This is a genomic window from Mesorhizobium tamadayense, from assembly GCF_003863365.1.
GTDB lineage: Bacteria > Pseudomonadota > Alphaproteobacteria > Rhizobiales > Rhizobiaceae > Mesorhizobium > Mesorhizobium tamadayense.
This window is the reverse complement of record NZ_RQXT01000044.1, coordinates 39,499-62,915: the sequence shown is the minus strand read 5'-3', so window position 1 is coordinate 62,915 and position 23,417 is coordinate 39,499. Positions and strand designations below refer to the sequence as shown.

Annotated in this window: 23 protein-coding genes and 1 pseudogene; 8 read left to right on the top strand and 16 right to left on the bottom strand. The window is 59.5% G+C overall.

What is annotated here, in order from left to right; genetic code table 11:
- Positions 1–238: 238 nt before the first annotated feature.
- Positions 239–505, top strand: coding sequence for a LamG domain-containing protein (locus EH240_RS27775; RefSeq protein ID WP_167484181.1), 267 nt, complete (start codon positions 239–241; stop codon positions 503–505).
- Here EH240_RS27775 and EH240_RS38175 read toward each other — a convergent pair.
- Together EH240_RS38175 and EH240_RS27770 are read right to left on the bottom strand one after the other, a co-directional pair.
- Positions 502–651, bottom strand: coding sequence for a hypothetical protein (locus EH240_RS38175; RefSeq protein ID WP_167484180.1), 150 nt, complete (start codon positions 649–651; stop codon positions 502–504). The genes EH240_RS27775 and EH240_RS38175 overlap by 4 nt on opposite strands.
- Positions 652–1,581: 930 nt before the next feature.
- The gene (locus tag EH240_RS27770; protein WP_125004583.1) at positions 1,582–1,770 is read right to left on the bottom strand and encodes a hypothetical protein; all 189 of its coding nucleotides are present in this window, start codon (positions 1,768–1,770) and stop codon (positions 1,582–1,584) included.
- Between the two features lie 68 nt (positions 1,771–1,838).
- Here EH240_RS27770 and EH240_RS27765 point away from each other — a divergent pair.
- Positions 1,839–2,686: pseudogene (locus tag EH240_RS27765) on the top strand (NAD(P)-dependent oxidoreductase).
- Positions 2,687–2,912: 226 nt separating this feature from the next.
- Here EH240_RS27765 and EH240_RS27760 read toward each other — a convergent pair.
- Positions 2,913–3,953, bottom strand: a complete 1,041-nt coding sequence (locus EH240_RS27760) for an S-adenosylmethionine:tRNA ribosyltransferase-isomerase (protein WP_245436413.1) — start codon at positions 3,951–3,953, stop codon at positions 2,913–2,915.
- Positions 3,950–4,672, bottom strand: a complete 723-nt coding sequence (locus tag EH240_RS27755; protein WP_125004581.1) for an SDR family NAD(P)-dependent oxidoreductase — start codon at positions 4,670–4,672, stop codon at positions 3,950–3,952. The genes EH240_RS27760 and EH240_RS27755 overlap by 4 nt, the downstream gene beginning before the upstream one ends.
- Before the next feature lie 86 nt (positions 4,673–4,758).
- Between EH240_RS27755 and soxR the strand changes: the two genes are divergently transcribed.
- Complete coding sequence (soxR, locus tag EH240_RS27750; protein WP_125004579.1) at positions 4,759–5,193, top strand: redox-sensitive transcriptional activator SoxR; 435 nt, start codon at positions 4,759–4,761, stop codon at positions 5,191–5,193.
- 29 nt (positions 5,194–5,222) lie between these two features.
- Here soxR and EH240_RS37770 read toward each other — a convergent pair whose 3' ends face one another.
- Genes EH240_RS37770 through EH240_RS27740 form a run of 3 tightly spaced genes read right to left on the bottom strand, consistent with a single transcriptional unit; the run spans position 5,223 to position 7,778 of the window.
- A complete protein-coding gene (locus EH240_RS37770) occupies positions 5,223–5,450 on the bottom strand; it encodes a hypothetical protein (protein WP_148101154.1) in 228 nt (75 codons plus the stop codon).
- A 17-nt stretch (positions 5,451–5,467) separates the two neighbouring features.
- Positions 5,468–6,535, bottom strand: a complete 1,068-nt coding sequence (locus EH240_RS27745; RefSeq protein ID WP_125004577.1) for an FAD-binding oxidoreductase — start codon at positions 6,533–6,535, stop codon at positions 5,468–5,470.
- A 4-nt stretch (positions 6,536–6,539) separates the two neighbouring features.
- Positions 6,540–7,778: an aromatic ring-hydroxylating oxygenase subunit alpha gene (locus EH240_RS27740; RefSeq protein ID WP_125004575.1), complete on the bottom strand. Its 1,239-nt coding sequence runs from the start codon at positions 7,776–7,778 to the stop codon at positions 6,540–6,542.
- 157 nt (positions 7,779–7,935) lie between these two features.
- On the opposite strand from EH240_RS27740, the gene EH240_RS27735 reads away from it, so the two are divergent.
- Complete coding sequence (locus EH240_RS27735; RefSeq protein ID WP_125004573.1) at positions 7,936–8,814, top strand: LysR substrate-binding domain-containing protein; 879 nt, start codon at positions 7,936–7,938, stop codon at positions 8,812–8,814.
- 55 nt (positions 8,815–8,869) lie between these two features.
- On the opposite strand, the gene EH240_RS27730 is transcribed toward EH240_RS27735, so the two are convergent.
- Both EH240_RS27730 and EH240_RS27725 read right to left on the bottom strand, forming a co-directional pair.
- Positions 8,870–9,865, bottom strand: a complete 996-nt coding sequence (locus EH240_RS27730; protein WP_125004571.1) for an isopenicillin N synthase family dioxygenase — start codon at positions 9,863–9,865, stop codon at positions 8,870–8,872.
- Between the two features lie 249 nt (positions 9,866–10,114).
- Positions 10,115–11,026: a LysR substrate-binding domain-containing protein gene (locus EH240_RS27725; protein ID WP_125004569.1), complete on the bottom strand. Its 912-nt coding sequence runs from the start codon at positions 11,024–11,026 to the stop codon at positions 10,115–10,117.
- 418 nt (positions 11,027–11,444) lie between these two features.
- On the opposite strand from EH240_RS27725, the gene EH240_RS27720 reads away from it, so the two are divergent.
- The 3 genes from EH240_RS27720 to EH240_RS27710 are packed head-to-tail and all read left to right on the top strand — an operon-like array spanning position 11,445 to position 15,174.
- Positions 11,445–12,995, top strand: coding sequence for a trimethylamine methyltransferase family protein (locus tag EH240_RS27720; RefSeq protein ID WP_125004567.1), 1,551 nt, complete (start codon positions 11,445–11,447; stop codon positions 12,993–12,995).
- Positions 12,996–13,003: 8 nt separating this feature from the next.
- Positions 13,004–14,113: a mandelate racemase/muconate lactonizing enzyme family protein gene (locus EH240_RS27715; RefSeq protein ID WP_125004565.1), complete on the top strand. Its 1,110-nt coding sequence runs from the start codon at positions 13,004–13,006 to the stop codon at positions 14,111–14,113.
- The gene (locus EH240_RS27710) at positions 14,113–15,174 is read left to right on the top strand and encodes a GlxA family transcriptional regulator (protein ID WP_245436419.1); all 1,062 of its coding nucleotides are present in this window, start codon (positions 14,113–14,115) and stop codon (positions 15,172–15,174) included. Before EH240_RS27715 ends, EH240_RS27710 begins: the two co-directional genes overlap by 1 nt.
- A 218-nt stretch (positions 15,175–15,392) precedes the next feature.
- Here EH240_RS27710 and EH240_RS27705 read toward each other — a convergent pair whose 3' ends face one another.
- From EH240_RS27705 to EH240_RS27675, 7 genes are all read right to left on the bottom strand, one after another.
- A complete protein-coding gene (locus EH240_RS27705; protein WP_125004597.1) occupies positions 15,393–16,508 on the bottom strand; it encodes a mandelate racemase/muconate lactonizing enzyme family protein in 1,116 nt (371 codons plus the stop codon).
- An 11-nt stretch (positions 16,509–16,519) separates the two neighbouring features.
- Positions 16,520–17,644 (bottom strand): alcohol dehydrogenase family protein, encoded by a 1,125-nt coding sequence (locus EH240_RS27700; RefSeq protein ID WP_167484179.1) that lies wholly within the window; start codon positions 17,642–17,644, stop codon positions 16,520–16,522.
- Positions 17,645–17,707: 63 nt separating this feature from the next.
- Positions 17,708–18,445, bottom strand: coding sequence for an SDR family NAD(P)-dependent oxidoreductase (locus EH240_RS27695; protein ID WP_125004561.1), 738 nt, complete (start codon positions 18,443–18,445; stop codon positions 17,708–17,710).
- Positions 18,442–19,176 carry an SDR family NAD(P)-dependent oxidoreductase gene (locus EH240_RS27690; RefSeq protein WP_125004559.1) on the bottom strand — a complete coding sequence of 245 codons (735 nt, stop codon included), beginning with the start codon at positions 19,174–19,176 and terminating at the stop codon, positions 18,442–18,444. Before EH240_RS27690 ends, EH240_RS27695 begins: the two co-directional genes overlap by 4 nt.
- A 344-nt stretch (positions 19,177–19,520) precedes the next feature.
- Positions 19,521–20,507 (bottom strand): glycine betaine/L-proline ABC transporter substrate-binding protein ProX, encoded by a 987-nt coding sequence (gene proX, locus EH240_RS27685; RefSeq protein ID WP_125004557.1) that lies wholly within the window; start codon positions 20,505–20,507, stop codon positions 19,521–19,523.
- 37 nt (positions 20,508–20,544) lie between these two features.
- A complete protein-coding gene (locus EH240_RS27680) occupies positions 20,545–21,486 on the bottom strand; it encodes an ABC transporter permease (protein ID WP_125004555.1) in 942 nt (313 codons plus the stop codon).
- Positions 21,486–22,574 (bottom strand): quaternary amine ABC transporter ATP-binding protein, encoded by a 1,089-nt coding sequence (locus EH240_RS27675; protein WP_125004554.1) that lies wholly within the window; start codon positions 22,572–22,574, stop codon positions 21,486–21,488. The genes EH240_RS27680 and EH240_RS27675 overlap by 1 nt, the downstream gene beginning before the upstream one ends.
- A gap of 126 nt (positions 22,575–22,700) precedes the next feature.
- Here EH240_RS27675 and EH240_RS27670 point away from each other — a divergent pair, with 126 nt between their 5' ends.
- Positions 22,701–23,408, top strand: coding sequence for a GntR family transcriptional regulator (locus EH240_RS27670; RefSeq protein WP_125004552.1), 708 nt, complete (start codon positions 22,701–22,703; stop codon positions 23,406–23,408).
- Positions 23,409–23,417 lie beyond the last annotated feature (9 nt).

Below are 23,417 nucleotides of genomic sequence, written 5' to 3'. Positions count from 1 at the left end.
TGAGGAGGCGCGCCGACACAGAACCGGTGGAGCATCGACGAGTACGTTGAGTGCGTACCGATCGCCTCTCTCTTCGACACCTGCCGGTGACCGGCCCGAGCGGTGCGGACGCGGCGTTGGTTCAGCTCCATGGCGATGCTTCGAGATGATTGCCGCGCTGATCGGCGCGGGCGAGGGACTGGTGCTTGAGTGAGATGGCCGCATCGTCGCTTGGTCCATCTTCAGGCGCTTCGCAACGATGTCGGTTGACGCCTGGCACTTCATCGCGATCAGCAAGAACTCCAGTGGCAAAATCAGGCTCTCGCTCGATGGCGCGTTCTGGGGCAGCGCTACGCCGGCCGATAGTTCAATCTTCAATTCGACGGCAGCACTGGAAATCGGACGCTCTTGGGGGGTCGCCAACTACAACGGCTGGCTCGACGAGATCCGCATCACCAAAGGCGTCTGCCGCTATGACACAGACGGCTCGATCACGGTACCGACTGCCGCGTTCCCAGGAAGCTAGTTCCAAGAGACCCTGACAAGGCCCGGAAAGTGTTCTACCTGCTGGATGTTGCGCTCGAACTGATGCCAGTAGCGGCCATCATTTGCCGCAGCATCCCAGACGAAGAACGCCGCAACGGCCGCGACGATCAAAAGCACAGGTCGCATCGGACCACCTGCCGATCTACGCCGGTTGAAGCTGTCCGACCGAGTGCGCGCGCATCCTCAGCACGAGCAGACGCGTCGCGGCGAACGGAGCCATGACGACAAAGGTCATCGCGATGCTGACCAAGATCGACAAGAAACAGAATGCGCTTGGGACGTAACAAACGGCTTCCATAAGCCAACCCTTTCAACCACCGTTACCCTGGTGGCCTCCTCCGCCCGCTCTCTAAGCATGATCCTGCTTTTGCTGAAATGCAAGCTATCGCTAATATGACAAGGATCAGTCAGTTCGAATTATCGGACCAAATTGGCGCACGTGGCGGCAGGGGAAGGATTCGACACGCGTAGCTCTCTGACACACGATTGATACGGGCCGAAATAGACAAACATGGCGGCGGCAATCACTATTGCAGCAGCGATGATCAATGCGCCTTTGATTATGCTGTCCACCTTTAGGCCTCGATTTGTTTCGCGCACCATCAAGTTGAGCGACGCCGCTCCTAGGCCGGGAGAATCCTAAACCCAGCCAGGAATTTGTTTTCTGCAGAATAGACCAGCGCCATGAGGCATGCGGCAAAGATGCACATCGCTATGGCCAGTACCAGCCGTTCAAACTGAACGGACTTGACCCGCCTCGCGCCGTCGCCTGCCACAAAATCCGATAGAACCTTTCCAGCAGACGAGCCGCTTTCATGCCCACACCTGGGGCATTTCTGGGTGCTTGAACTTATTACGAACGTGCATTCCGCACAGTTCACCGGCATCGGCCATCGCCCCCTTTGGCGAGAGGAAAATAGCACATGCAATTACGTGCGACAGGGAAATGGCGGCAGATGGTTAGCGCTGCAGGCGCGCCAGCACGCGCGGGACGCTTCGGCGGCAATGGGCAGCGGCCAGCGAGAACGCGCTCTGGTGGGCTTCCCTGCCTTCGCCTTATGTGGGCTTGTCGACGGGTGCGGTCTTCCGCTTCGGCGGCACATCGGCCCGCACCAGCCTGACCTTGTCTCTGGCGACAGTGACGGCCGGGCTGAGATCGATCGTCACCGTCTCCTCGTCGATCCGGATGACTTCGCCGACGAGTTCGATCGGCTGGCCGCGCTTCACCTTCGACGTCTTGTCCACAATCGAGTGGGGAAGCCGTAGGATGGAATCGAGACGCTGACACGATCCTCTGTGCGAAGGAAACAGACATGAACATCATGGGAGGCCACATGGCCCGCCGCATAGTGGAGGCCGGGTTCTCTGTGACCGCGTGGAACCGCAACCTACACAAGGCCGAGGCGCTGGCACCTTTCGGCGTCTGCATCGCAACTGATGCGGCGGAAGCGGCGCGGCATGCGGACGTCGTGATCTGCATGCTGAGCTCGGGGCCCGTCTGCGATGAAGTCCTGTTCGGGGCGAATGCCATGGCCGACGCAATGTCGCCGGGTCCACGCTCGTCGTGATGAGTTCCATCCCGGTCGAGACCGCGCGCCGGCAGGGAGCCCTGGCAGGAGCAAATGGTATCCGCTACGTTGACGCACCCGTTTCAGGCGGGGAGAAAGGCGCTCGGGCGCGCTGGCCATCATGGCTGGTGGGTAGGCGCCCGCCATCGATGCACTGGCGCCTGCCCTTGTCCCGCTTGGTCGCGTCACCCATGTCGGTCTGGTCGGAGCGGGCAGCCTGGCCAAGCTCGCGAACCAGCTGATTGTCGCCAGCAATATTTGCGCGGTTGCCGAAGCGCTGATGCTCGCGGAAAGGGGTGGTGCAGATCCTGCACGGGTACGCGAGGCGCTGCTCGGCGGCTTCGGCGACTCGACCGTGTTTCGCCAGCACGGGCGGCGCATGATCGAGGCCGATTTCGTGCCGGGTGGTCCAGCGAAATATCAGATCAAGGACACCGGCACGGCGCTTGCGCTTGCCGGCTTCACTTGGGCTACGGCTGCTGGTAGCCACGGAGGTTGATCGGATTTTTCGCGGCCTCGTCGACAATGGCGGAGGCGATCTCGATCACAGTGCGGCAATTGTCGAACTGCGGCGCATGAGAGCGGACGCATAGATCAGTGCCGTGCGCTTCTACAGATCTGCCCTCGACGCAATAGTGCCAAGCAGCAGGCACCTTCGATCCGTCGGCCGCGTCTGCGACCGAGCGATCGATAGCGCGAAATGGTTTCAACGACATGCACGGAAAGCTTTGAGCCGCTGGGCGTCCATTCCTGTTGCGAGAGCCTGCATTCCAGAACTTCGGACTGTGCAGCCTGTTCCGGGCAGGAGCCATGTTTGATCTAGCCCAAAAGCAGCGGTTGACGATTGAGCAGTATGGAGTCGCCGAACTCATGCGCGCGGTAACGGTGCGCCGCTAGGAGTGCGGAAGCGTTGGTGAGCAGCGCATCGTCGGCAAAGGCGCGCAGCAGTTCGAAATGACTCTCGCCAGGCTGATGGACGCCGGTGAGAATAGCATCGACTAAGCGAAGCGGCGTACCTCGCTCGATGCGTCCTGTCGCTATCCCGTTTCCGGTGCACACACTGCCGTCGGGATTGGCGGCTGATTCGAGCGCGCGCACGACGGTTGTGCCGATCGCGATGATGCGGCTGCCGCGGCGCTTCGCCTCAGCGACGAGCGCCGCAGTGCGCTCGGGAATGCAGTATGGCTCGTCGAAAGGAAGTCGCGTGTCGAGAACGGGATCGCCTGTGGAAGAGATGCCGGCCGCATGGGTGAGCGTTGCGAAGCCGACGTCGCGCCGATGCCAGGTTTGAAGCGTGCTCCAGTCGAGCGCAAAGCCTGCGGATGGCGCCTCGAATGCGACCGGCTCGATCGCGATCTTCGTCCAGACATCCCACAGTGCCAACGGCTCCGGAACATGCGCGTATTGGATTGGCCGACCGTGCTGAGCCAGTCCCGCAAGCACTGCTCCTCGGCTGCCGAATACGCGCAGCTCGAGCAGACGAGGATGGTCGAGAACGCGCTCGACGATCGCCTCGAGCGGGCCGAGCCTGAGCAGATCGCCTGACGAGAGCAGGGGTGGAGGCAGCCGGTCCTCCGTGCGCGTGCGATGGTCGCCTGCGCCGAAGGTAATCCCCACGAACCGCCTTGGATCGGGAAACGACAGCCAGGCCGCCAAACGGATCTCGACAGCCTCGCTGCTTCGGATATGGACGCCGTCGAGGCTGGCGGGCAAGGTTGCGGCGTCATTGGCGACAACTAAGTCGCCCGGATCGAGCAGTCCTGCGAGCTCTGCGCGCGGCAGGTCGCGCATAGTGCCATCCTGCTCGACCACCAGGAGCCTGGCGACGTGCCTGTCGCGTCGGTCGGCGGCGGCAATCATGGATTGGTCTCGACGCCAGGTCTGGCGCGAGTCCTCAACGCGTTGAGCATCTTTTCGAGGATCTCGGCTGCAGCCAGTTCGGGGCGCTTCAAGGTCGAAGAATCGGCGTCGGGGACCGCCAGGGCGTGAAGCGGGGTATCCATATCACCGGGGTCGAGCGCGAAGAGCCGTATGCCATCGGTCTTGGTCTCTTCGTCCCAGATCGCCGTGAGATGAGAAAGAGCGGCCTTGCTCGCGCCATACGCTCCCCAGCCGGGATAGGCGCTCACCGCGGCGTCGCTAGAGATGTTGATTACCAACCCAGCGCGGCCTTCGCGCGCGGATGCGGCAAGCGCGCCGAACAGGGCTTTCGTCAGCCGGAACGCACCGACGAGGTTGACCGCAAGCGCCGCTTCCAGGTCTTCGCAATCGGTATCGGCAAGAAGCGCCAAGGGGACAGGGCCGAGGCACGACGCATTGTTGACAAGAATGTCGAGCCCGCCGAGGCTTGATGTGACCTGCATCGCGATCGGGTAGATGTCGTCCTTCTTGCCGACGTCGCCGACGATGCCATGCGCTCCCGTTTCGTCAGCAACGCGCTCGACATTTGCGGCGGTGCGGGCGACGAACGCCACGCGCGCACCCTGCGACGTAAGCTGCCGCACAAGCGCTAGTCCGAGGCCGGACGTGCCGCCCGTAATCGCCACGCGAATGCCGCGAAGACCGTTGTCCGTCTGCATCACTCAAACTCCTTCACTCGCTCCTGGTCTTTGCTACAAGTTCAAGTTAACTTGAAGTCAAGCGGAAATCGTGCTGTCATTGTTGCATGGATGCCATGTTGACCATTACCGACGTCTCGCAGCGCAGCGGCGTCGCCTCATCGGCCCTGCGTTTCTACGAAGAACGCGGACTGATCGTGTCCAAACGGGCCGGCTCGGGGCATAGGCGCTTTCCGCGGTCCGTCCTGCGCCGGATCGCTTTCATTGTCTTTGCGCAGCGCATTGGCCTTACGCTTGAGGAGATCGGCGCCGAGCTCGCCAAGTTGCCGGCCGACCGCATGCCGACGCGTGGCGACTGGTCGCGGCTGTCCGGTGAATGGATGAAGCGCATCGACAAGCGGATCGCCGAGCTCCAGCGCCTGCGGTCCGGCCTGACAGAGTGCATCGGCTGCGGCTGCCTGTCGATCGACCGGTGCAGACTTGCAAACCCCGCCGATACGGCAGGGCGAAAGGGACCAGGCCCGAGATATTGGCTTGGATAACCGGCACGACGCCTGCGGTGACATTAAGGCTAGTGTCGCTGAACTTCGCGCAAGCGAACTGGTCGCGGATCGGCAGCGGCCCATATCAAATTTCCGCTCGCAGCGATGCTGGCGTTGGTCATGGCCGGAGCGGCGGACGGCAGCCCGGGGTCGTCGTCGCCCGCCTGGTTTCTGATAGTAATGCGACTCAATGTGAACTGCGTGAACTTTGCCGGCACGGCACCGATCCACACCACCTCGACCTGCTGCTTGATCAAAGATCGCGAAATGGTTGCTATAAGTCGACTTTCACACGGCCAACCGGATTAGAACAGCAAGCAAGGATATAGCCGTCGGCAATCTCTTCGTCGGTGATGCCGCCATTGTGGACCATATGCACATCGCCGTCGATTTTGCGAACCTTGCAGGTCCCGCATATTCCCATACTGCAACCCGATCGAATCACCAGACCGGCAGCCCGTGCCGCAGCCACGATCGTATCCGTCTCGACGCATTTCGCCGAGACGCCGGATAGGACAAATTCGATCTCGGCCTCGTTCTTCTCGGTGGGAACGAAGTCATCCGGGACCTTCTCGGCCTCAGGAAGCGGTGCGCGGAAGCTTTCCTGATGATAATGCGCCATGTCGAAACCGAGACCGGCCAGCGCCTCGCGCACGGCTTGCATGAAGGGCTCTGGCCCGCAGCAGAACACCTCGCGATCAAGATAATCCTGCGCCATCAGTCCGAGCATCAACTGGTTGAACATGCCTCTGTAACCGGTCCACGGCCTGTATGGATCGGTCTGTTCAACCACCCATTTCAGGTCGATGCCAGTTACGCGCGACGCCATATGCTCCAGCCGTTCGCGGAAGATGATCTCAGAAGGGCGGCGCGCGCAGTGGACAAAGACGATGTCCGGATCAACTCCGGAATCATACAGATGTGTAGTCATGGACATCATAGGTGTGATGCCCGAGCCGGCTGAGATGAAAAGATACTTTTCGGCTGGCTGATGCGCCATCGAGAAGGTGCCCCCCGGACCTATTGCCCGCAGGCGCATTCCCGGACGGAGGCTGTCAAACATCCACTGCGTTCCGACAGAGTCGGCCTGCGCCTTTACGGTAATGGTCAGCGAGGTCGGCCGCGACGGAGATGAGGATATCGTGTAGGTCCGATAGATCGGACCGCCGGGAGTGGGCAGTTCCAAAGTGAGGAATTGCCCTGGATCAAAATTGAACAGCGATCCGGAGGGCGACCGGAAACAAAAGGTCAGGACGTTCGGCGCCTCCGGAAGAAAGGAGGCACATTCGAGTTCTTCGGCGTCGGTCCAGAAAACCAGCCTGGGTTTTGCCACCACGTTCATTGGTTCACTCCGCGGCCAATCGCATCGAGGCCTGAGAGCGCTCAAGCCAGTTCGCATACCAATCGACGAATTGGGTCACACCGCTTTCCTGAACCGGCGAATATGGTCCGGGAACATAGGCAGGAGAAAAGATCCCTTGCTGGTTGGTCTCGACGATCTCACGGTCTTCATCATTGGTAGAAATCCAGACCTCGGTCAGGCGCTTGAGGTCGTAGTCGACGCCTTCGACGGCATCTTTGTTCACCAGCCAGGTGGTGGTGACCTCGGTTTCCGTGGCGCTGATTGGCGTGACTCGGAAGGTCAAGGAGTGATCCGGCAGGAAGTGGCTCCAGGTCGTCGGATAATGGAACATCAACAGCGAGCCTGCTTCGGGCAGAGCCACCCGGCCAAGATTCTTGTGAACGGCAGCCTTGCCGTCGAGCGTGTAGCTCACGGCCTTTTGCTGCAGCGGCATCCGCGCCAGGCGAAATTGGCCGCTGCCGCCAAGGCGGAACTGCGCCGGCGCGCCTGAGGCTTCGCAACGGTCAAAATGCGCCTGAAGGGTCGCCGAGACAGACCCGTCCGCAGACACTCCGGCCACTTCCGGGTCGAGCGAGAAGGAGCGGCAGAGCGACGGGTGGTTGCTGCTGCAGTGGTAGCATTCGCGGTTGTTTTCCCACACAAGCTTCCAGTTGGCCTTCTCGATGATGGTCGACGTATGCGCGGCCTTCGCATTGTTGAGGTCATGGACCTCTAGGTAGGGAAGGGCCAGGTCGGCAAACGGTTCGAAGTCTGGGGGCGTAGCTGACAGACAGACGTAAATCAGGCCGGCAAGATTGCGCAAATGGACCGGCTTCAGCCCGTGTTTGGACATGTCGAAGTCGGGCCCCATGTCATTTGCCCAGATGAGCTTGCCGTCAAGCTCATAGGTCCACTGGTGATAGGGGCAGACGAGTTTGGCCACTTGGCCTTCGCGCGCCTTGCAAATCATCGAGCCGCGATGGCGGCAAGAATTGTGGAAGGCGCGGATTTCACCATCGCGGGCGCGCACGATGACCACCTCATAGGCACCCACGCGCATCGTCACGTAGCTACCGGCTTTCGCAAGCTGGCACGCCGGGGCCGCGTAGAGCCATTCCTGGTAGAAGATGTGCTCGAGATCGAGATGGTAAATCGTCGGCGAAGTGTAAAAGGGCTGCTCAAGGGCATAGCCCGAGACGCGGCGCGCTAGCAACTCTTGGATCGAGGGCGAGGGGGCGATCATGCGGAATTCCATAGATGGCGTGCACATTTGAGATGTAATTTTCTTGCCTGAACGCCTTTTGCGCAATAGCACTAATTTTCAGCACGATTTAGTTCAGCTAATCTGTTGCACTCTGCGAACCATCCATGAGCCAAAAAGCGGGTCCGAAGAAGCGTTGATGCCAAGACCGTACGATCTCTCCTCGGTGACGGCTCTCATCTGCTTCGAGGCGGCCGCCCGAAATGCGAGTTTCAAAAACGCCGCCCAGGAATTGAATGTGACGCCTGCGGCGATCAGCCACCAGATCAAGGCGCTTGAGGGTGATTTGGGATGCAACCTGTTCCTGCGCATGAGCCGCGGCGTCGAATTGACTGAGAAAGGGGCGTTCTTGTTCGTTGCCGTGCAGCGCGGGCTTGAGACGATTTCCGAGGCCGTTACTCACATGCGCGATCGCCCGGAAACCGCTGACGTGACTATCCGGACAACGACGGCCGTTAGTTCGTTATGGCTTACACCGAAGATCGCAGCCTTCTGGAAAAGCCATCCCACCGTCACCGTGTCGCAGATCGTCAGCGACGTGCCCGGAACAGCGATCCGCTGTGATCTAAGTATTCAATACGGAGATGCGCAGGTGAATCGCGAGGAGTGTCACAAACTTTTTCAAGATCGCATTGTCGCGCTTGGAACTCCAAAATTCGCCGCAGAGCACGGCATTTGCCGAGTTGAGGATCTGCTCATGGCGCCTTTGATTCATATGAATAATGAGGAAACCGACTGGACGAACTGGCCAGAGTGGTTTCAAGCGCTTGGATACACCATCCCGAAAGGCCGCAGGTTTTCCGTGAACAACTACATGATTGCTCTCCAAGCCGCTCAGGATGATATCGGGGCGGTCTTGGGGTGGGATGGATTGGTCAAAAGCCTGATGGAACAGGGCCGGCTGGTCACACTTGTACCCGACAACATTCCCTCACCCAGGGCATTTTATCTGAAAATCCATCCCAGGGCAGGTTCGAAAGCTCGGCTTTTTGCGAGCTGGCTCGCCAAAAGCTCTTGAGCGGCTGCTCTCTTGCTCGCTGACTTCTTCGGGCGGCTTCACATCACCGCCCTCGCTATGCCTTGGCCAAGTGGGCGTAGCTTACTGCGAAACGCCCGAATTTGTGCTGGCCACAAGTCACCGGCTTATAGCGACGCGGGTTGCCATCCGTGACGCAGGACGCCAAAGGTTCGATGATTGCATCGAAATCAGCATCGATAAAGAACGGGATCGAATAGCGCTCCCGCCCAGTGGTGTTGACCACGCGATGCATGTTCGCCAGATAGACATCATTGGTGAGCCGCTGGATCAGATCGCCAATGTTGATGACGAAGGTGCCGTGGATGGGTGTGCCCTCTACCCAGTCTCCGTCGCGATTCATGACCTGCAGACCGCCGACGTCGTCCTGCGCGAGGATGGTCAGATTGCCATAGTCCGTGTGCGCACCGATACCGATGATGTTTTCCCCCACATAGCCACCTTGCGGAGGGTAGTGGAGAAGGCGCTGGATACTGATCGGGTTGCGCATCAGTTTCTCGAAATGAGTTTCCTGCAAGTCCAGGCTGAGCGCGATGCCCTTCAACAGTGTTTTCGAGAGGATGACCATTTTCTGATGGTACGCGTATGTCAGCTCGGAAAACTCGGGCAGGGTTGCGGGCCACTGGTTGGAGCCAAAAAACGGACCTTCTAGGGTCGAGCGCTCAGGGCCGATGTCAAAGCATTCTTTCAGGTCTTTCGTCTTGCTTGGATCGGTGTTTTCCCCGAATGGCTCGATGTATCCGCGCAGCGCTACATCCGATTTGCTTACGTGCAGTTCCATCTTCTGCGGCATGGGCAAATCAAAAAACCGGCGACTCACATCGAACACCGAATCGACAAACTCCTGAGGAATGCCATGGTTCCTGACGTACATGAAACCAGTGTTCGACAGCGCCCAACGTATCTGCTTGGCCACTGCCTGCTTATTGCTGCCATCGAGAAGGGGCGCGATATCGACCACCGGAATCTTGTCGAAGCTTTCGCGCTTCGCACGCAGCTTGTCGTCCAGTCTGGCAACGAGATCTACGGACATTGGACACCTTGGCTTGACGGAGGGAGACGGGCCGACCTTGGCCCATTCGTTCCAATCCCCTCAACTGCAATAATATTGCTGTCGGATTACTTCTAATAATCTGGCGTCACGGTGCGGACGGCACGAACGATCCGATCCTGATGGATTCCGGCATCTCAAACTGATCGTGCCTAAGACAGGTTGGCGACGAAGACGCCAAGTTCGGCGAGCAATATAGCGACACGAGGAGCGCTTAGGGGCGGAAGAACTCTAGCTGTCTCGTTCTTGCGCAGCGATTTCTCGTATCCAGCTTCGCAGGATTTCGGCAGCGGGCGAAAGCGTACGGTTATCGTTCCAGGTGAGATAGTAGCTGCCTGGCGCCGGGAGTTCGAGTTCGGTCAGCCTGACCAGTTTGCCTTCCTCGATCTGTGACGTCACGAGGCGATGCCAGCCCACGGCAACGCCCTGGTCGGCCTGAGCCGCCTGCATGGCTACAAAGAATTTGCCGAACCGGCGGCCGCGGGTCGGACCGTGGGGCACGGCCGCACGGCGCAATACCTCGTCCCAGCCCGCCCAGTTTGGGTCAACCCAGTCAACATGCAGCAAGGGAAGATCCGGCAAAGATGCTGCCGTCGCGTCTCGATGCACATTGGCAAACTCCGCCCCGCAGACCGGATATATGGTTTCGCTGAAAAGGAGCTCGGCATTCTCGTCAGGCCAGGAGCCGAATCCGTATCGGATGCGCAACTCCACCTCGGCCCTTCGATAGTCACGCGGATTGTCGGAAATCAGATGATCGACTGCAATCTCGCCGTACCGTGTCCAGAAATCGGGCATACGCGGTATCAGCCACATTGTAGCAAAGGCGTCAGAACAGGCGAGCGTGACGTTCTTGGAGCGATCGCCGCGCTTGACGGTGCGGACAATTTCGGCTGCGCGCGAAAAGCCGCTCGCAAGAACGCCATAAAGGTCCTCGCCGGCACTCGTCAGCATCACCCCTGAGCCCAGCCTTACAAACAGCTGAACGCCAAGTTCGTCCTCGACCGCCTTGACCTGTTTGCTGACCGCCCCGGGGGTTACATTCAGCTCTCCCGCCGCCAGCTTGAACGACAAGTGCCTGGCGGATGCTTCGAAGATCGCGAGGGCTGTCAGGGAGGGCAGGTCATAATATCGGCGAACCATCCTGGGCTCCAAACATTCCAAAACCGAGCGGCGCCGCGATTTCGGCAAAACGTACGTGAGACGTCGGCACGACATTGTGATCGCTGCCATGCATACACCAGATCGCATCTGGCGAAAGCTGGCTCTGTCGGGACTTTAGGCATTTTGATGCGGAATATGCTGACCGTCGCAACTCAGCAAAGATGAGACTTCTGCTGGGGCGCGTGGGAATGATTTACGGGCCGGCTTTCAGTGATTGAGCTGCGTTTCCCATAACGATGCTGATTGGATCAATCGTGAGCGACGAGGCGAAGCCACGGACTTCAGCACTTTAGTCAACACGCACGTGAGACTTTTGCAGTAGGTCAAGTCGGCCGGTTGCAGCAATAGTCGCGCGCGGCCCGGCTGCGGCTCGCGTATTCTTTTTTTGGAGGCCCGCATGACCATTGAAGCGCAAGTCGCTCGAAGGGGAGGACGCGATGCGCGCCGAATTATTCGGACCGCGCCCAAAGTGGAGATGCTGCCGACGCTCAAGCGCGGGCTACCCGTAATCGAGCCCATGGATGCAGAGCAGGTAGAACGTATTCACGAAGCGTCGCTTGCGATCCTGGAAGAGGTCGGGGTGGTGTTCCGCGACCCGATCGCTCTTGAGGACTGGAAAAGAGCAGGCGCCGACGTTCGCGGTGAGCGAGTCCATCTGGATCGCGCGTTGGTGATGGATCTGATCAAAACAATCCCACCCGACATTGAATATTTCGCTCGCAACCCGGCGAAAAACGTACAGCTGGGCGGCCCGAATTCGATCTTCGTTCCGATGACCGGCGCGCCTTACATGCGCGATCTTGACGACGTGCGTCGCGGCCCGACCATTGCCGACTTGGGGACCTTCCACAAGCTGGCGCACATGATGCCGGCGCTGCACTCATCGGCGCACCACATCGTCGAGCCGATGGATATCGTCGTAGCGCATCGACATCTGCACATAACCTACTCGTCGATGAAGCATTCCGACAAGATCTTCATGGGAATGACCACCTCGCCCAAGAACGCCGAGGACGTGCTCGACATGTGCGAGATTCTTTTCGGCGAAGGCTTCATGGAAACGCATGCGGTCACAACCGGAAACTGCAACGGCAATTCTCCACTGGTGTGGGACCAGGTTATGCTCGGCGCGATGCGGGCATTCTGCCGGCGCAACCAGCCGGTGCTGTGCTCGCCATTCGTGCTGGGCGGCGCGAACACGCCCGCGTCGACGGCAGCCGCGGTGGCGCAGCTCAATGCCGAGGCGCTTTCTGCACTCGCCTACACGCAAGTGATCCGCAAAGGGTGCCCGGCCATCTACGGGCATTACTTGTCGACGGTCTCCATGCAGTCCGGCGCCCCCATGGCTGGAACGCCCGAGATATCGTTGATGAACTTCATGATCGGCCAGATGGCGCGACGCTACAACGTCCCGTGGCGCACATCGAACCTGCTCGGCGGTGCCAAGATTTTCGATGCTCAGGCCGGCTACGAAAGCGCCATGACAATGATGGCGGTGCTGATGTCCGGCGCCAACTACATCTGGCACTCGGCGGGCTGGAACGAAGCCGGGATGCATTGTTCCATCGCGAAGTTCGTCGTCGATGCCGAGGTTTGTGCCATGGGCTATCGCATGACCCAAGGTATCCACTGGGATGATTTCGACGAGGCCTTGGCCGCCATCCGTGACGTCGGACCCGGTGGCCACTATCTCGGACATCCGCATACTCAGGCCAACTTCGAACGCGCATTTTTCATACCAAAGCTATTCGATAACAATTCGATCGAGCAGTGGAAGGTCGACGGCTCAAAGGACATAAAGCAAAGGGCGCTCGACCACGCGAAGCACCTTTTGGGAGAGTACCAGGAGCCCACGCTGGACCAGGCCAAAGATGAAGAACTGCGCGCCTATATCGATCGACGCTCGCGCGAGATCCCGGCGGTTGACGCCCTCAACGAAGACTATTGAGGGTCGTCATGCGCATCAACAGGATCAACGTCTATTCGACCCAGCTTCCCACCAAGGGTGGCGCCTATAAGATGGCGAGCACCGAAGTCCACTCTTTAGACAGCACCGTTGTCGAAGTTATGACGGATGACGGCATCACGGGATGGGGCGAAACCTGCCCCGTCGGGCCAGTCTATCAACCCCATCACGCGCTGGGAGCTCGGGCGGCGATAGCTGAGATCGCGCCAGGCCTGATTGGAGAGTCGACCCAGTCGCCGCGACATCTGGCCAAGCGGATGGATGAGAGACTGAATGGGCACAACTACGCCAAGGCGGCGCTCGACATAGCGTTCCTCGACCTCATCGGCCAACGTCTTGGCGTGCCGGTCTCGACGCTGCTGGGCGGAGCCCTGACAGACCGCGTGTCGTCTTACTACTCCCTGATCGTGGGCTCTCCAGACGAAACCGCGCGTATCGCGGCCGACAAGGTCAAGGCGGGCTACCCGCGTATCCAGATCAAGATTGGTGGGCGCAATCTGGAAAAGGATGTAGCGACCGTGCAAAAGGTCTGGGAAGCCGTTGGCCTCAAGGCAAGCATAGTTGTGGACGGCAATCGCGGTCTATCCGTAGCGTCTGCCCTTCACCTAGATCGGCTTTGCCAAAACATCCCGTTCGTGTTCGAGCAGCCCTGTAACAGCATGGAAGAGATTGCGGCTGTCCGGGGCAGGGGTACCCATCCCATCTATCTGGACGAGAACACCGAAGACCTGAATGCAGTATTGCGGGCCATCTCATCGGGTATTGCCGATGGTTTTGGCTTCAAAGTCACTCGCCTGGGCGGACTGACCAAAATGATGACCGCTCGCGACATGTGTTCCATCCGGTCGCTGCCGCACACCTGCGACGACGCATGGGGCGGCGACATTATTGCAGCCGCCTGCGCACATCTTGCTTCTACGGTCGAGCCACGCCGCTTTGAAGGCGCCTGGATCGCGCAGGAATATATCGATGGGCACTACGACAATACAAACCCCGTAGTCATTGAAAATGGTCATATCGCCGTGCCACAGGGAGCGGGCCTTGGGGTAAAGCCTGAAGCCGGCATCTTCGGCGTCCCGGTAGCGAGCTATGGTTGCTGATGAACGCTCCGGCCCGCGTCCACGAAACCAGCAGCCCCGTCCACGCTGACGTTGCGCTTCAGGTGTCGGGGAAGCCGCATGACATTGCCGTGCTCGTGTTGCCGGGATTTTCGCATTTGGCGCTTCACGCCTATATCGAGCCCTTTCGCATAGCCAACACTGTTTCCCGGCTTCCTCTTTTCCGCTGGCGGATTGCGGGGATCGACGGCCAAGCGGTTGTGGGCGCCAACGGGCTCTCGATAACGGTGGACGTTACGATCGAGGAATTGACAGCGGACCGGTCCTACAGTTGCAGACTGAACCAACTGGCCGTCGTGGCAGGCGAGCCGGTCGAGAAGCAGATGACGCCTCTGTTGCACACGTTCCTGCGGCTACTGGCGCGGCGAGGGGCATCGATATCGGCGATCGGCACGGCGACGTGGCTGCTCGCTCAGACGGGGCTTCTCGGGGATACCCGTTGCACCATTCATTGGTCGCGGCTCGCGGCTTTCTCTGAGGTTTTTCACAAGCCACGCATCCGTGATTCCCTGTTCGTCAAGGATGGCCAATATTCAACGTGCGGCGGCGAATTGGCGGCGTTCGACCTCGCGGTGGATCTCATCGCGAGTCACGCGGGCGCCTACATCGCTCAAGAAGTATGCCGTCATGCGACGGTGGAGGGCCAGCGGTCCGGTTCGAATCGCCAGACGGGTCCTTCTGGTCTGGCGTTTGCAGGAGTCAGCGACAAGCTGGCGATGGCGATGCGCATTATGGAAGAGAATGTGGAGACTCCGCTGTCGATGGGCGACGTTGCGGATCGGGTCGGGATTTCCCGCCGCCAGCTTGAACGCCTGTTCGCAATCCACATTGGTCAACCACCGGCTCGTCACTACCTCAGGATCAGGGTCGACCACGCCAAGCGCCTGATCGAAGGCACGCGAATGCCCATCATAGACATTGCTGTTGCCTGCGGGTTTATGTCGGCGTCGCATTTTGCCAAATGCTTCCGCATCATCAATGGCTTTTCGCCACAGCAGTGCCGGACGATGGTGCCGGCTTGGGTCGGGCCGGGACTAGGTTGAGAAGCTCAGCTGCAGGGTGACCGTCCTGGCCGCGAAATGTCAGGAACACGTTGAACTTACTGGTCGCTGTCGACCGAACACAGCTGTTTGCGCAGCCACGCGAGGCAAGCGCCCAAGCGATGCCGTAGCGCCTGACCAAAGGCCTCAATCACCGTGGTTGCTCGGCGCCGATGCTGGTCATGCACGTGCTTGCAACCGGCGTGACCTACACCGCTCAATCAAGAATAAGTTGCAACTGGAGCGCCCAGGACGTCTAGGCGCGGAGTAATGCCTAGTCCAGGCACGTCAGGCGCGATGACACGCCCTTCAGCTACCACGAAATCGCCGTCTGCCACCTTTGTAGTCACCATATCTCGACATTCCAGAATGCATCGAAGGTTCTTTTCGGGAACGGTCTGTCCAAGATGCACTATGCCCGCGAACGCGATATCCGATCCTACAGTGTCTTGTACGCTGACGGTGTAGCCCGCTGCGAGGCAGATATCTCTGTGGCGACGACCCTTAGTGAGACCGCCATTCTTGGAAATCTTGAGGCCGATACCGTCCGCCGCATCGTCTGCGATTATCTGGACGATTGAGGCGTCATTCGTCGCGAGCTCATCGAAAATTATCGGAACGTCAGTGCGCCGACGCAGCGACACACATTCGCGCCACGTCGCGCAAGGTGCCTCCAAGACAAAGTCGAGACCTTGCGGCAGCAATCGCAACATTCTCAGCGCCGTCTCCACCGTCATGCCGCCATTGGCGTCCACGAGAAAGAACTCGCCTGGCTTCTTGTCAGCCATCGAAGCGGCTATGCGTTCGGCGTCGATCGCCGGATCGTCGCCCACCTTCACGGAGTGCCCGATATATCCTTTGGCTCGGTGTTCCGCGACGCGCCTGCGCATCTCCTCGGGATCGCCCACATAGATCGACGAGATGATCGGCATGCGCACGCTCGTCCGGCCGCCTAGCAGCTCGCAGACCGGCATGTCGACCGATTTTCCGAAGATGTCCCAGCAGGCGATGTCCAGAGCCGTCTTCGCATGTTCGTGGCCGACCAGCGCGAAGTCCATCGCCTCGTTGATGCGGTCGACCCGCCGCGGATCGAGACCGATCAGACTGGGCGCAATCTCGGCGATTCCTGAGCGGACACCAAGCGCGTGGGCCGCGACATAGGTCGAACCCCACGGCGTGCTTTCGCCCCAACCTTCGATGCCGGCGTCGGTGGTCACTCGAACGATCGTCGCATCGAAGCTGCGGTATTCTCGTCCACCCGAAAGGAGGTAAACGCCGCCAGAATAGGGGAGGTCGACCTGAAAGACGTCGATTTTTTGGATCTCGAGGCCGCGCATTTTGGTCGCTTTCATTTGGGTATGACGAGGACCAGCTTGCCGCTGATTTTCTTGGACAGGAAATCCTCCTGCGCCTGCACAATGTCTTCCAATCGATAGGTCTTGCCGATGTGCGGCTTGATTTCGCCGCTCTCGACGTAAGACACGAGATTCTCGAAGACTATGTCCTCCTGGAATGTGCAGCCGAAGAAGGTCAGATCCTTGAGATAGAGCGTGCGCACATCAAGCTCGACAATAGGTCCGGCAATTGCGCCGGCAACGGCATACCGTCCGCCACGACGTAGCACGTCCAGCAACTGCGGAAACTGCGGCCCTGCCGCGACGTCGATGACAACATCGATCGAGTCTCCTCCTACGGCACCGAGGAGGCTCTCGCCACGCGCTACCACGCGATCAGCACCGAGGTCGCGTACCGTGGCGGCCTTGCTTTGGCCCGCAACCGCGATGACGATGGCCCCACGCCGCTTTGCCAGTTGGACCGCAGCGGACCCGACGCCACCGGACGCGCCTGTGATGAGCACGGTCTCGCCGGCCCTCACGTCTGCCCGATGCAACATGCCTTCAGCGGTCGAATAGGCGCAAGGCACCGCAGCCAATTCGACGTCGCTCCAGTCGCAGTCGACCTTGAACGTCTCACGCGAGGGCGCTCGCGCGTATTGTGCGAATGCGCCGTCGCATTCGGAGCCAAATGTCCAGCATTCCCAAGGTCGATAGTCCACATAGGTGCGAAGCAAATTCCGCACGATCACCCGTTCGCCGATGCGCCCCTCATCGACACCCTCTCCAACAGATACGATGTAGCCACAGCAATCAGCGCCCTGAATGCGCGGGAAGGACAACGCCATGCCTGTCCAACTCGCGTCGTCATTCTCCAACGATTCAAATCCGGAGGAGCCGCCCTCCGAAGTTCCGCTCCTCACTGCCTTGGAATACCAGCCGATCCGGGTATTGATGTCGGTATTGTTAATCGCAGCCGCAGCCACTTTTATGAGAACCTCGCCCGGTCCAGGATGTGGAACCGAGAGGTTGGTCTTGAATTGCAGCTTGTCGAAGCCGCCATGTCCGGTCAGCACTACGCCGGACATGGTCGTTGGAATGCGGGTTGATGGGGACAATTTCGTGGCCTCTCTGTTCATGCTCGTGTCGTAGGGGGCAAGATCCGGCAGACGGCGGCTGGCGCGAGATCGGCCAGGGACTGGTCATTGTGGTAGACTAAGCTTCGCCATTCGACCGCCGTCGATGGTCCAAACCTGACCTGTCACGAACGACGACTCGTCCGATGCCAACCAAGCCACCAGACTTGCGACCTCTTCGGGCTTTCCGGTGCGTCCCACAGGATGAATTTTGCCGATATCCCGGCGGAACCCTGCCGGATCGGGCATGCTTTCGATGAACTCAACGTTGAGATCAGTGTCGATCCAGCCTGGCGCAACGGCATTGCATCGGACACCTTCGGCACTGTGGTCGACCGCTACCGCGCGGGTCAGACCGTTAATTCCAGCCTTGGAAGCGCAATAGGCAGCGTGTCTCGGGTTGGAGCCGAGCCCCTCGATCGAGCCAATATTGACGATCGTCCCGCCAACCGCTCGCAGATGCGGAAGCGCTGCCTTGATCATGACAAATGGTGTGGTCAGATTTACCGCTATCGTCCGCTGCCAGTCCTCGAGGCTCATGTCCTCAACGAGGGCTTCTTGCATCATGCCGGCGTTGTTTACCAAAACGTCGAGCCGTCCGGCACGGCCGGCAACTGACTGCACAGCGTCGGAAGCCGCGAACGGGTCGGTGAAATCAACGGCTATCCCTTCGAACTCCAGGTCCTTGCCACGTTGTGCCGTGAATACCCGCGCGCCCTCGTCTCGCAACCTTCGTGCAACGGCTAGACCGATGCCACTGCGACCGCCTGTGACGAGGGCGACTTTGCCTGCGAACCTGTTCATCCCACGGGCTTCCCACCATTGACCTCAACCAGCGAGCCGCACATGTAACGGGCGGCGTCAGAGGCAAGAAACAGGACCACCGCGGCAATATCCTCCGGCTCCGCAATCCGGCCAATCGGGACGGTCTTTCCTAGCTCGGCAACCGCCGTGTCCGGGTCGAAGCCGCGTTTGACAAAGCCTGTTCGAAGCATCGGCGTGTTGACCTCGTTGGGGCACACGGCATTGACCCGAATGTTCTGATGGGCGTGGTCCATGCCCATGCACTGGGTCAACGAGGCCACGGCTGCCTTCGTCATGCAGTATACGGCGTGGTTCGGACCCGGCCGAACGCCCCAGCATGACGACACGTTGACGATCGCACCGCCACCCCGATCCGCCATGATAGGAATGGCGCCCCGGCACACACGAAACGGGGCCTCTACATTTACGCCGAGCGACAAGGCCCAGTCGGCGTCCGTTGTGTTGGCTACCGAACCCCGCGTGATCACGCCGGCGTTGTTGACCAGAATGTCCAGGCCACTCAGAGCCGCAAATGCGGCTGCGGACAAACTGTCCGCATAGCTTGCATCGAGCAGGTCGCCAGGCAGATGCGCCTCCGCGTCCACGCCCGCCACGTCGCGATCTGCGACGGCGACCCTGACGCCTTCAGCTCTCAGCTGTTTGACAATCGCCGCTCCGATGCCGCCGGCGGCACCTGTCACCAGGGCGGTCTTTCCCCTGAAATAACTCATCAGCCCGTTCCTGTTCACTTCAATTAGGGTCAGTCCTGGCTACCCGGCGTGTTGCCGAAATGCTCTCGATAAAGGGCTTCGAACAATGCGACGTCGACGTGAGCCCGCATGCCAGAGCGATTTCCTGGTCGATAGGCGATGCAGGCTCGTATCGCTCGATCAACCGCTCCAACTGCCTGGAAGGCATGCCAAGCCGGTTATCGAGTTCTAATCGCTCGTTCGCGCTCGATGTACTCTTCGATGATGTCACTCCGCCAAGGCGGCTATGATCGTGCCGATGGCGGCGGGCGAGGGGGCAAAAAATGGGTTGCGGGGCGCTGTCTGGAGCGCCCCGCCGTCGACAATCATTTCACCGTTTCGCGGGCCGCTTTGACCCAGCCGTCGTACGCTTCGCGGTGGGCCGCGATCCAGGTCTCGACATGCTTGTCGATGTCGGCGGAGTTCTTTTCGCCGTCGGCGATCAATTTGTTCTCAGCCGAGATGTCTTTGATGTCGATCTTCGCGAGCTCAAACAGCTTGGCGGCCGCCGGATTGGCCTTAAGGAAATCGTTGCGAGCAACAATCCGCAGGCTGTCCACCGCGAAGCCCAGATTCTTGCCATCAAACTCGGTGTTCGCTTTGGCACCATCGGGCAGGGAAGTGTAAGGCACGCTCAACCATTCCACGTCCTTGCCTGGAACCAGCGCGCCCGAGACCCAATAGGGCGTCCATGTGTAGTAGAAGACGGTCTTACCGTTCTTGGCGCGTGCGATCGTATCGGCGATGATCGCGTTGTATTCGCCCTGGTTGTGTGTGACCGTGTCGCGAAGCTTATACTCGGTCAATTGATGCTCGATCACGCGTTCGCATCCCCAGCCGGGCACGCAGCCGGCGAGATCGGCCTTGCCATCGCCGTCCTCGTCGAACTTCGCAGCGATCTTGGGGTCTTTCAGGTCGCCCAGGTTCTTGACTCCGGCGTCGTAGCTGGCCTTGTCGACCAAATAGCCCTGGAGGGCGCCTTCGACCAAAGTGCCCACCTTGCTTATCTTCTCCGGTCCACCCGCTTCTTTGAAGAATGCTTCATGCAGCTGATCCCAGCTATCGGTGAAGAAATCGGCATCTCCGGTGCCGACGGCCAGATGCGCGGTCTGGGCGATCACTTCCTGCGGTTCGGCAACGGTATAGCCAAGATCCTGGAGCGCGCGGAAGATGATCCGCGCCTGGAACATTTCCTCGATCGCTGGCTGAATCACCGGTCGTACGGTAACGCCTTCGCCTGGCTTTTCCTTGGCAAAGAGCGGACTTGCGATAAGCGATAGGACGATGGCTGTAGTCACAGAAAAGAGTTTCATGCACTTTCTCCCTTGTTGCATGTGAAATTGATTCTCATCAGGCATGCTTGTGGAACAGGTTGGCGATCAGCCCGACAGGCCCGCTCTGCCACCAGTGGCGGTGGCCTCTTTCGCGCCTCGACTGATTGAGGCCTTGGGTGATGCGGTCGAGGACTATCGCCAGGATCACGATGCCAAGCCCGCCGACGATGGCCTTACCGGCATCGAGTCGTCCCATTGCGCGCAGCACTTCGTTGCCAAGGCCGCGGACCGAGATCATGGAGGCGATTACCACCATCGACAGCGACAGCATGATGGTCTGGTTGAGCCCAGCGAAAATGGTCGGCGTGGCCATCGGCAGTTCGACCTTGAACATGATCTGTGATGGTGAGGCACCGAACGCCCGCGCCGCTTCGACAACGCTTGGATTTACCGTGCGGATACCCAGCGAGGTGAGCCTTATCAACGGAGCGAGCGCGAATATGACCGTAACCAAGACGCCCGAGACATTGCCAATTCCGATAAGCATGACGACGGGAACCAAGTAGACAAACGCTGGAATGGTTTGCATCGTGTCTAGGAGGGGCCGAAGTACAGCTTCGAAACGATCGCTCTTGCCTGCGAAGATTCCGAGAGGAAGCCCGATGATCACGGCGAGGATCACCGCAGCCATCACGATAGCCAGCGTCGTCATCGCGAGTGACCACGCCTCTGGCGAGAGGAACCCGAGGACAGTCAGAGTGACTGCGACGTAGATGGCGGTCCGGCGGCCCGCGGCCTGCCAGGCGATCAACACGATGATAGCGAGCATGACGAGCGGCGGAGTCGCCAGAAAAGCTCGTTCGATGCTTTGAATCACGCCATCGAGGAAGATTTTGAAGGGCTGTATTGCTTCGCGATTGTCGATCGCCCACTGCTTTATGCCGTCGGAATGATCAGCGATTTTCAAATCGACGCTCTCGAACGGATTTAGCCAGCTGAAGGTCTTTTCGTCGGCCATCAATTGATCTCCCGTTTGGCCGGGCCGGAGTGGTCCCGGCCTTGAATGCCCCGCAGCAAAGCGTCCTTGGTCACGACACCGGCAACGACGTCGCCGTCTCGCACCAAAATGGGATGGGCAGTTCCGATAGACAGATTTACCAATGTGTTGAGCTTGTCGTCGGGCCGGGCGACTGGCCAATTCGCGGTATCGGTCGAGCCGTTCGTCTGTCGGTACTGCTCAAGTGGCAGCATCACCTTGGCTGCGGTGACAAGATCGAGTTTGGAGATGCCGCCGACGAACTGCGCGACGTATTCGTCGACCGGGTTTGTGACGATCTCCTCCGGCGTCCCGATCTGCACCAGAACGCCGTCTTTCATGATGGCAATGCGGTCGCCGATGCGGATCGCCTCGGATAGGTCATGCGTGATGAACACGGTGGTCTTATGGAGTTCGGCGGAGAGCTCCATGAAAGTGCCCTGCAACTGGTGGCGGATAAGCGGATCGAGCGCGGAGAACGGTTCGTCCATCAGCAGGATCGACGGGTTGGCCGCTATGGCGCGCGCCAAGCCCACGCGCTGTTGCATGCCGCCGGAAAGCTCGTCAGGGTATTTGAGGTCCCACCCGGTGAGCTCCACCGCCTCGATAGCCTGCCGGGCAACTTGACGGCGCTTGTCTTCAGCGATGCCTCTCACCTCCAGGGCGAATGCTACGTTGTCCCGGACGTTGCGGTGGGGCATCAAGGCCATGTTTTGGAAAACCATGCCGATGGTTTCGGCGCGGATCTGACGCAGTTCCTTCGCGCTCATGGCACTGACGTTTCGGCCCTCAATGTAAATCGCACCGTCGGTAGGCTCGATCAATCGGTTGATGTGTCGGATCAGGGTCGACTTCCCCGACCCCGACAGCCCCATGATGCAGAATATCTCACCGCGGCCGACGCTAAAGGTGGCGTCACTGACGCCAACGACGCAGTCGAGCTTGTCGCGGATTTGAGCTTTGTTCAGCTCTCCAGCCTTGACGGCGCGGATCGCCTCTTTGGCCTTGGAACCGAATACCTTCCAGACGCCATCGCATCGAATGACAGGCTCTGCAGCCGGAGCACCCATTCGCTGTTCCCTTATGTCGTTTTTTCTCTTACAACATAAATTTTCTGAATAGACAATATGTATTATAGCGCGCTACAAAGATTGTGATGCTAGATCGCAGGACGAAACCCTTTGTGAGGATCATCCATGCCCGGTGACGCTAAACGAAACAAAAGCAATTGCTTGGAGGACCTGCGCCGCCGGATTCTGACTGAGAAACTGGAGCCAGGGAGCTATATCGACGAGACCGAGATCGCCGAGTCGTATGGCATGTCCCGTCCGCCGGTGCGCGAAATGCTCCGGCAACTTGCCGGAGAAGGCTACGTGGTTCTCCACGAGAATCGCGGCGCTCAGGTCGTCCCGATGAACCACAAGACGCTAAGGAATTTTTTCATCGCCGCGCCGATGGTCTATGCAGCAATCGGCCGGCTGGCTGCCCAAAATGCAACCCCGCCACAGATCATGCGGCTGAAGGACACGCAGCTTCTGTTTCGTGCCGCCATCCGGGATGGTGATACCGAGCAACGCGCCCTGACCAATGAGCGCTTCCACTCGATCATGGGTGAGATGGCGGACAACGAATTTCTTATGCCCAGCCTGAAGCGATTGCTCATTGATCATACGCGCATCGGGATGACGTTCTACAGCCCGCGAAATGTCGACCTGGCCGCCCAACGGGCGACAGCCGCTCAGCAGCACGATCAGTTCATTGAGCTTATCGAAGCAGGCGATGCAGAACGCTGCGCCGAGCTATCGATAGCGCACTGGGAGCTGTCGCGGGCTCAGATCGAAAGCTTCGTCTCGCCGGCAACCTTTTTCGTTCCGCTGGGACGGGTGCCTGACAGTATGGGTTGAGGAGAATTT

Excerpts from the sequence above, each read along its gene's own strand:
- EH240_RS27735 (WP_125004573.1), top strand. The coding sequence starts at position 7,936 with ATGCCAAGACCGTACGATCTCTCCTCGGTGACGGCTCTCATCTGCTTC.
- EH240_RS27705 (WP_125004597.1), bottom strand. The coding sequence starts at position 16,508 with ATGCGCGGCCTCGAGATCCAAAAAATCGACGTCTTTCAGGTCGACCTC.
- EH240_RS27680 (WP_125004555.1), bottom strand. The coding sequence starts at position 21,486 with ATGGCCGACGAAAAGACCTTCAGCTGGCTAAATCCGTTCGAGAGCGTC.
- EH240_RS27740 (WP_125004575.1), bottom strand. The coding sequence starts at position 7,778 with ATGATCGCCCCCTCGCCCTCGATCCAAGAGTTGCTAGCGCGCCGCGTC.
- EH240_RS27675 (WP_125004554.1), bottom strand. The coding sequence starts at position 22,574 with ATGGGTGCTCCGGCTGCAGAGCCTGTCATTCGATGCGATGGCGTCTGG.
- EH240_RS27730 (WP_125004571.1), bottom strand. The coding sequence starts at position 9,865 with ATGTCCGTAGATCTCGTTGCCAGACTGGACGACAAGCTGCGTGCGAAG.
- EH240_RS27755 (WP_125004581.1), bottom strand. The coding sequence starts at position 4,672 with ATGCAGACGGACAACGGTCTTCGCGGCATTCGCGTGGCGATTACGGGC.
- EH240_RS27715 (WP_125004565.1), top strand. The coding sequence starts at position 13,004 with ATGCGCATCAACAGGATCAACGTCTATTCGACCCAGCTTCCCACCAAG.
- proX (WP_125004557.1), bottom strand. The coding sequence starts at position 20,507 with ATGAAACTCTTTTCTGTGACTACAGCCATCGTCCTATCGCTTATCGCA.
- soxR (WP_125004579.1), top strand. The coding sequence starts at position 4,759 with ATGGATGCCATGTTGACCATTACCGACGTCTCGCAGCGCAGCGGCGTC.
- EH240_RS27670 (WP_125004552.1), top strand. The coding sequence starts at position 22,701 with ATGCCCGGTGACGCTAAACGAAACAAAAGCAATTGCTTGGAGGACCTG.
- EH240_RS27695 (WP_125004561.1), bottom strand. The coding sequence starts at position 18,445 with ATGAACAGGTTCGCAGGCAAAGTCGCCCTCGTCACAGGCGGTCGCAGT.
- EH240_RS27690 (WP_125004559.1), bottom strand. The coding sequence starts at position 19,176 with ATGAGTTATTTCAGGGGAAAGACCGCCCTGGTGACAGGTGCCGCCGGC.
- EH240_RS38175 (WP_167484180.1), bottom strand. The coding sequence starts at position 651 with ATGCGACCTGTGCTTTTGATCGTCGCGGCCGTTGCGGCGTTCTTCGTC.
- EH240_RS27775 (WP_167484181.1), top strand. The coding sequence starts at position 239 with ATGTCGGTTGACGCCTGGCACTTCATCGCGATCAGCAAGAACTCCAGT.
- EH240_RS27720 (WP_125004567.1), top strand. The coding sequence starts at position 11,445 with ATGACCATTGAAGCGCAAGTCGCTCGAAGGGGAGGACGCGATGCGCGC.
- EH240_RS27710 (WP_245436419.1), top strand. The coding sequence starts at position 14,113 with ATGAACGCTCCGGCCCGCGTCCACGAAACCAGCAGCCCCGTCCACGCT.
- EH240_RS27760 (WP_245436413.1), bottom strand. The coding sequence starts at position 3,953 with ATGATTGCCGCCGCCGACCGACGCGACAGGCACGTCGCCAGGCTCCTG.
- EH240_RS27700 (WP_167484179.1), bottom strand. The coding sequence starts at position 17,644 with ATGAACAGAGAGGCCACGAAATTGTCCCCATCAACCCGCATTCCAACG.
- EH240_RS27725 (WP_125004569.1), bottom strand. The coding sequence starts at position 11,026 with ATGGTTCGCCGATATTATGACCTGCCCTCCCTGACAGCCCTCGCGATC.
- EH240_RS27745 (WP_125004577.1), bottom strand. The coding sequence starts at position 6,535 with ATGAACGTGGTGGCAAAACCCAGGCTGGTTTTCTGGACCGACGCCGAA.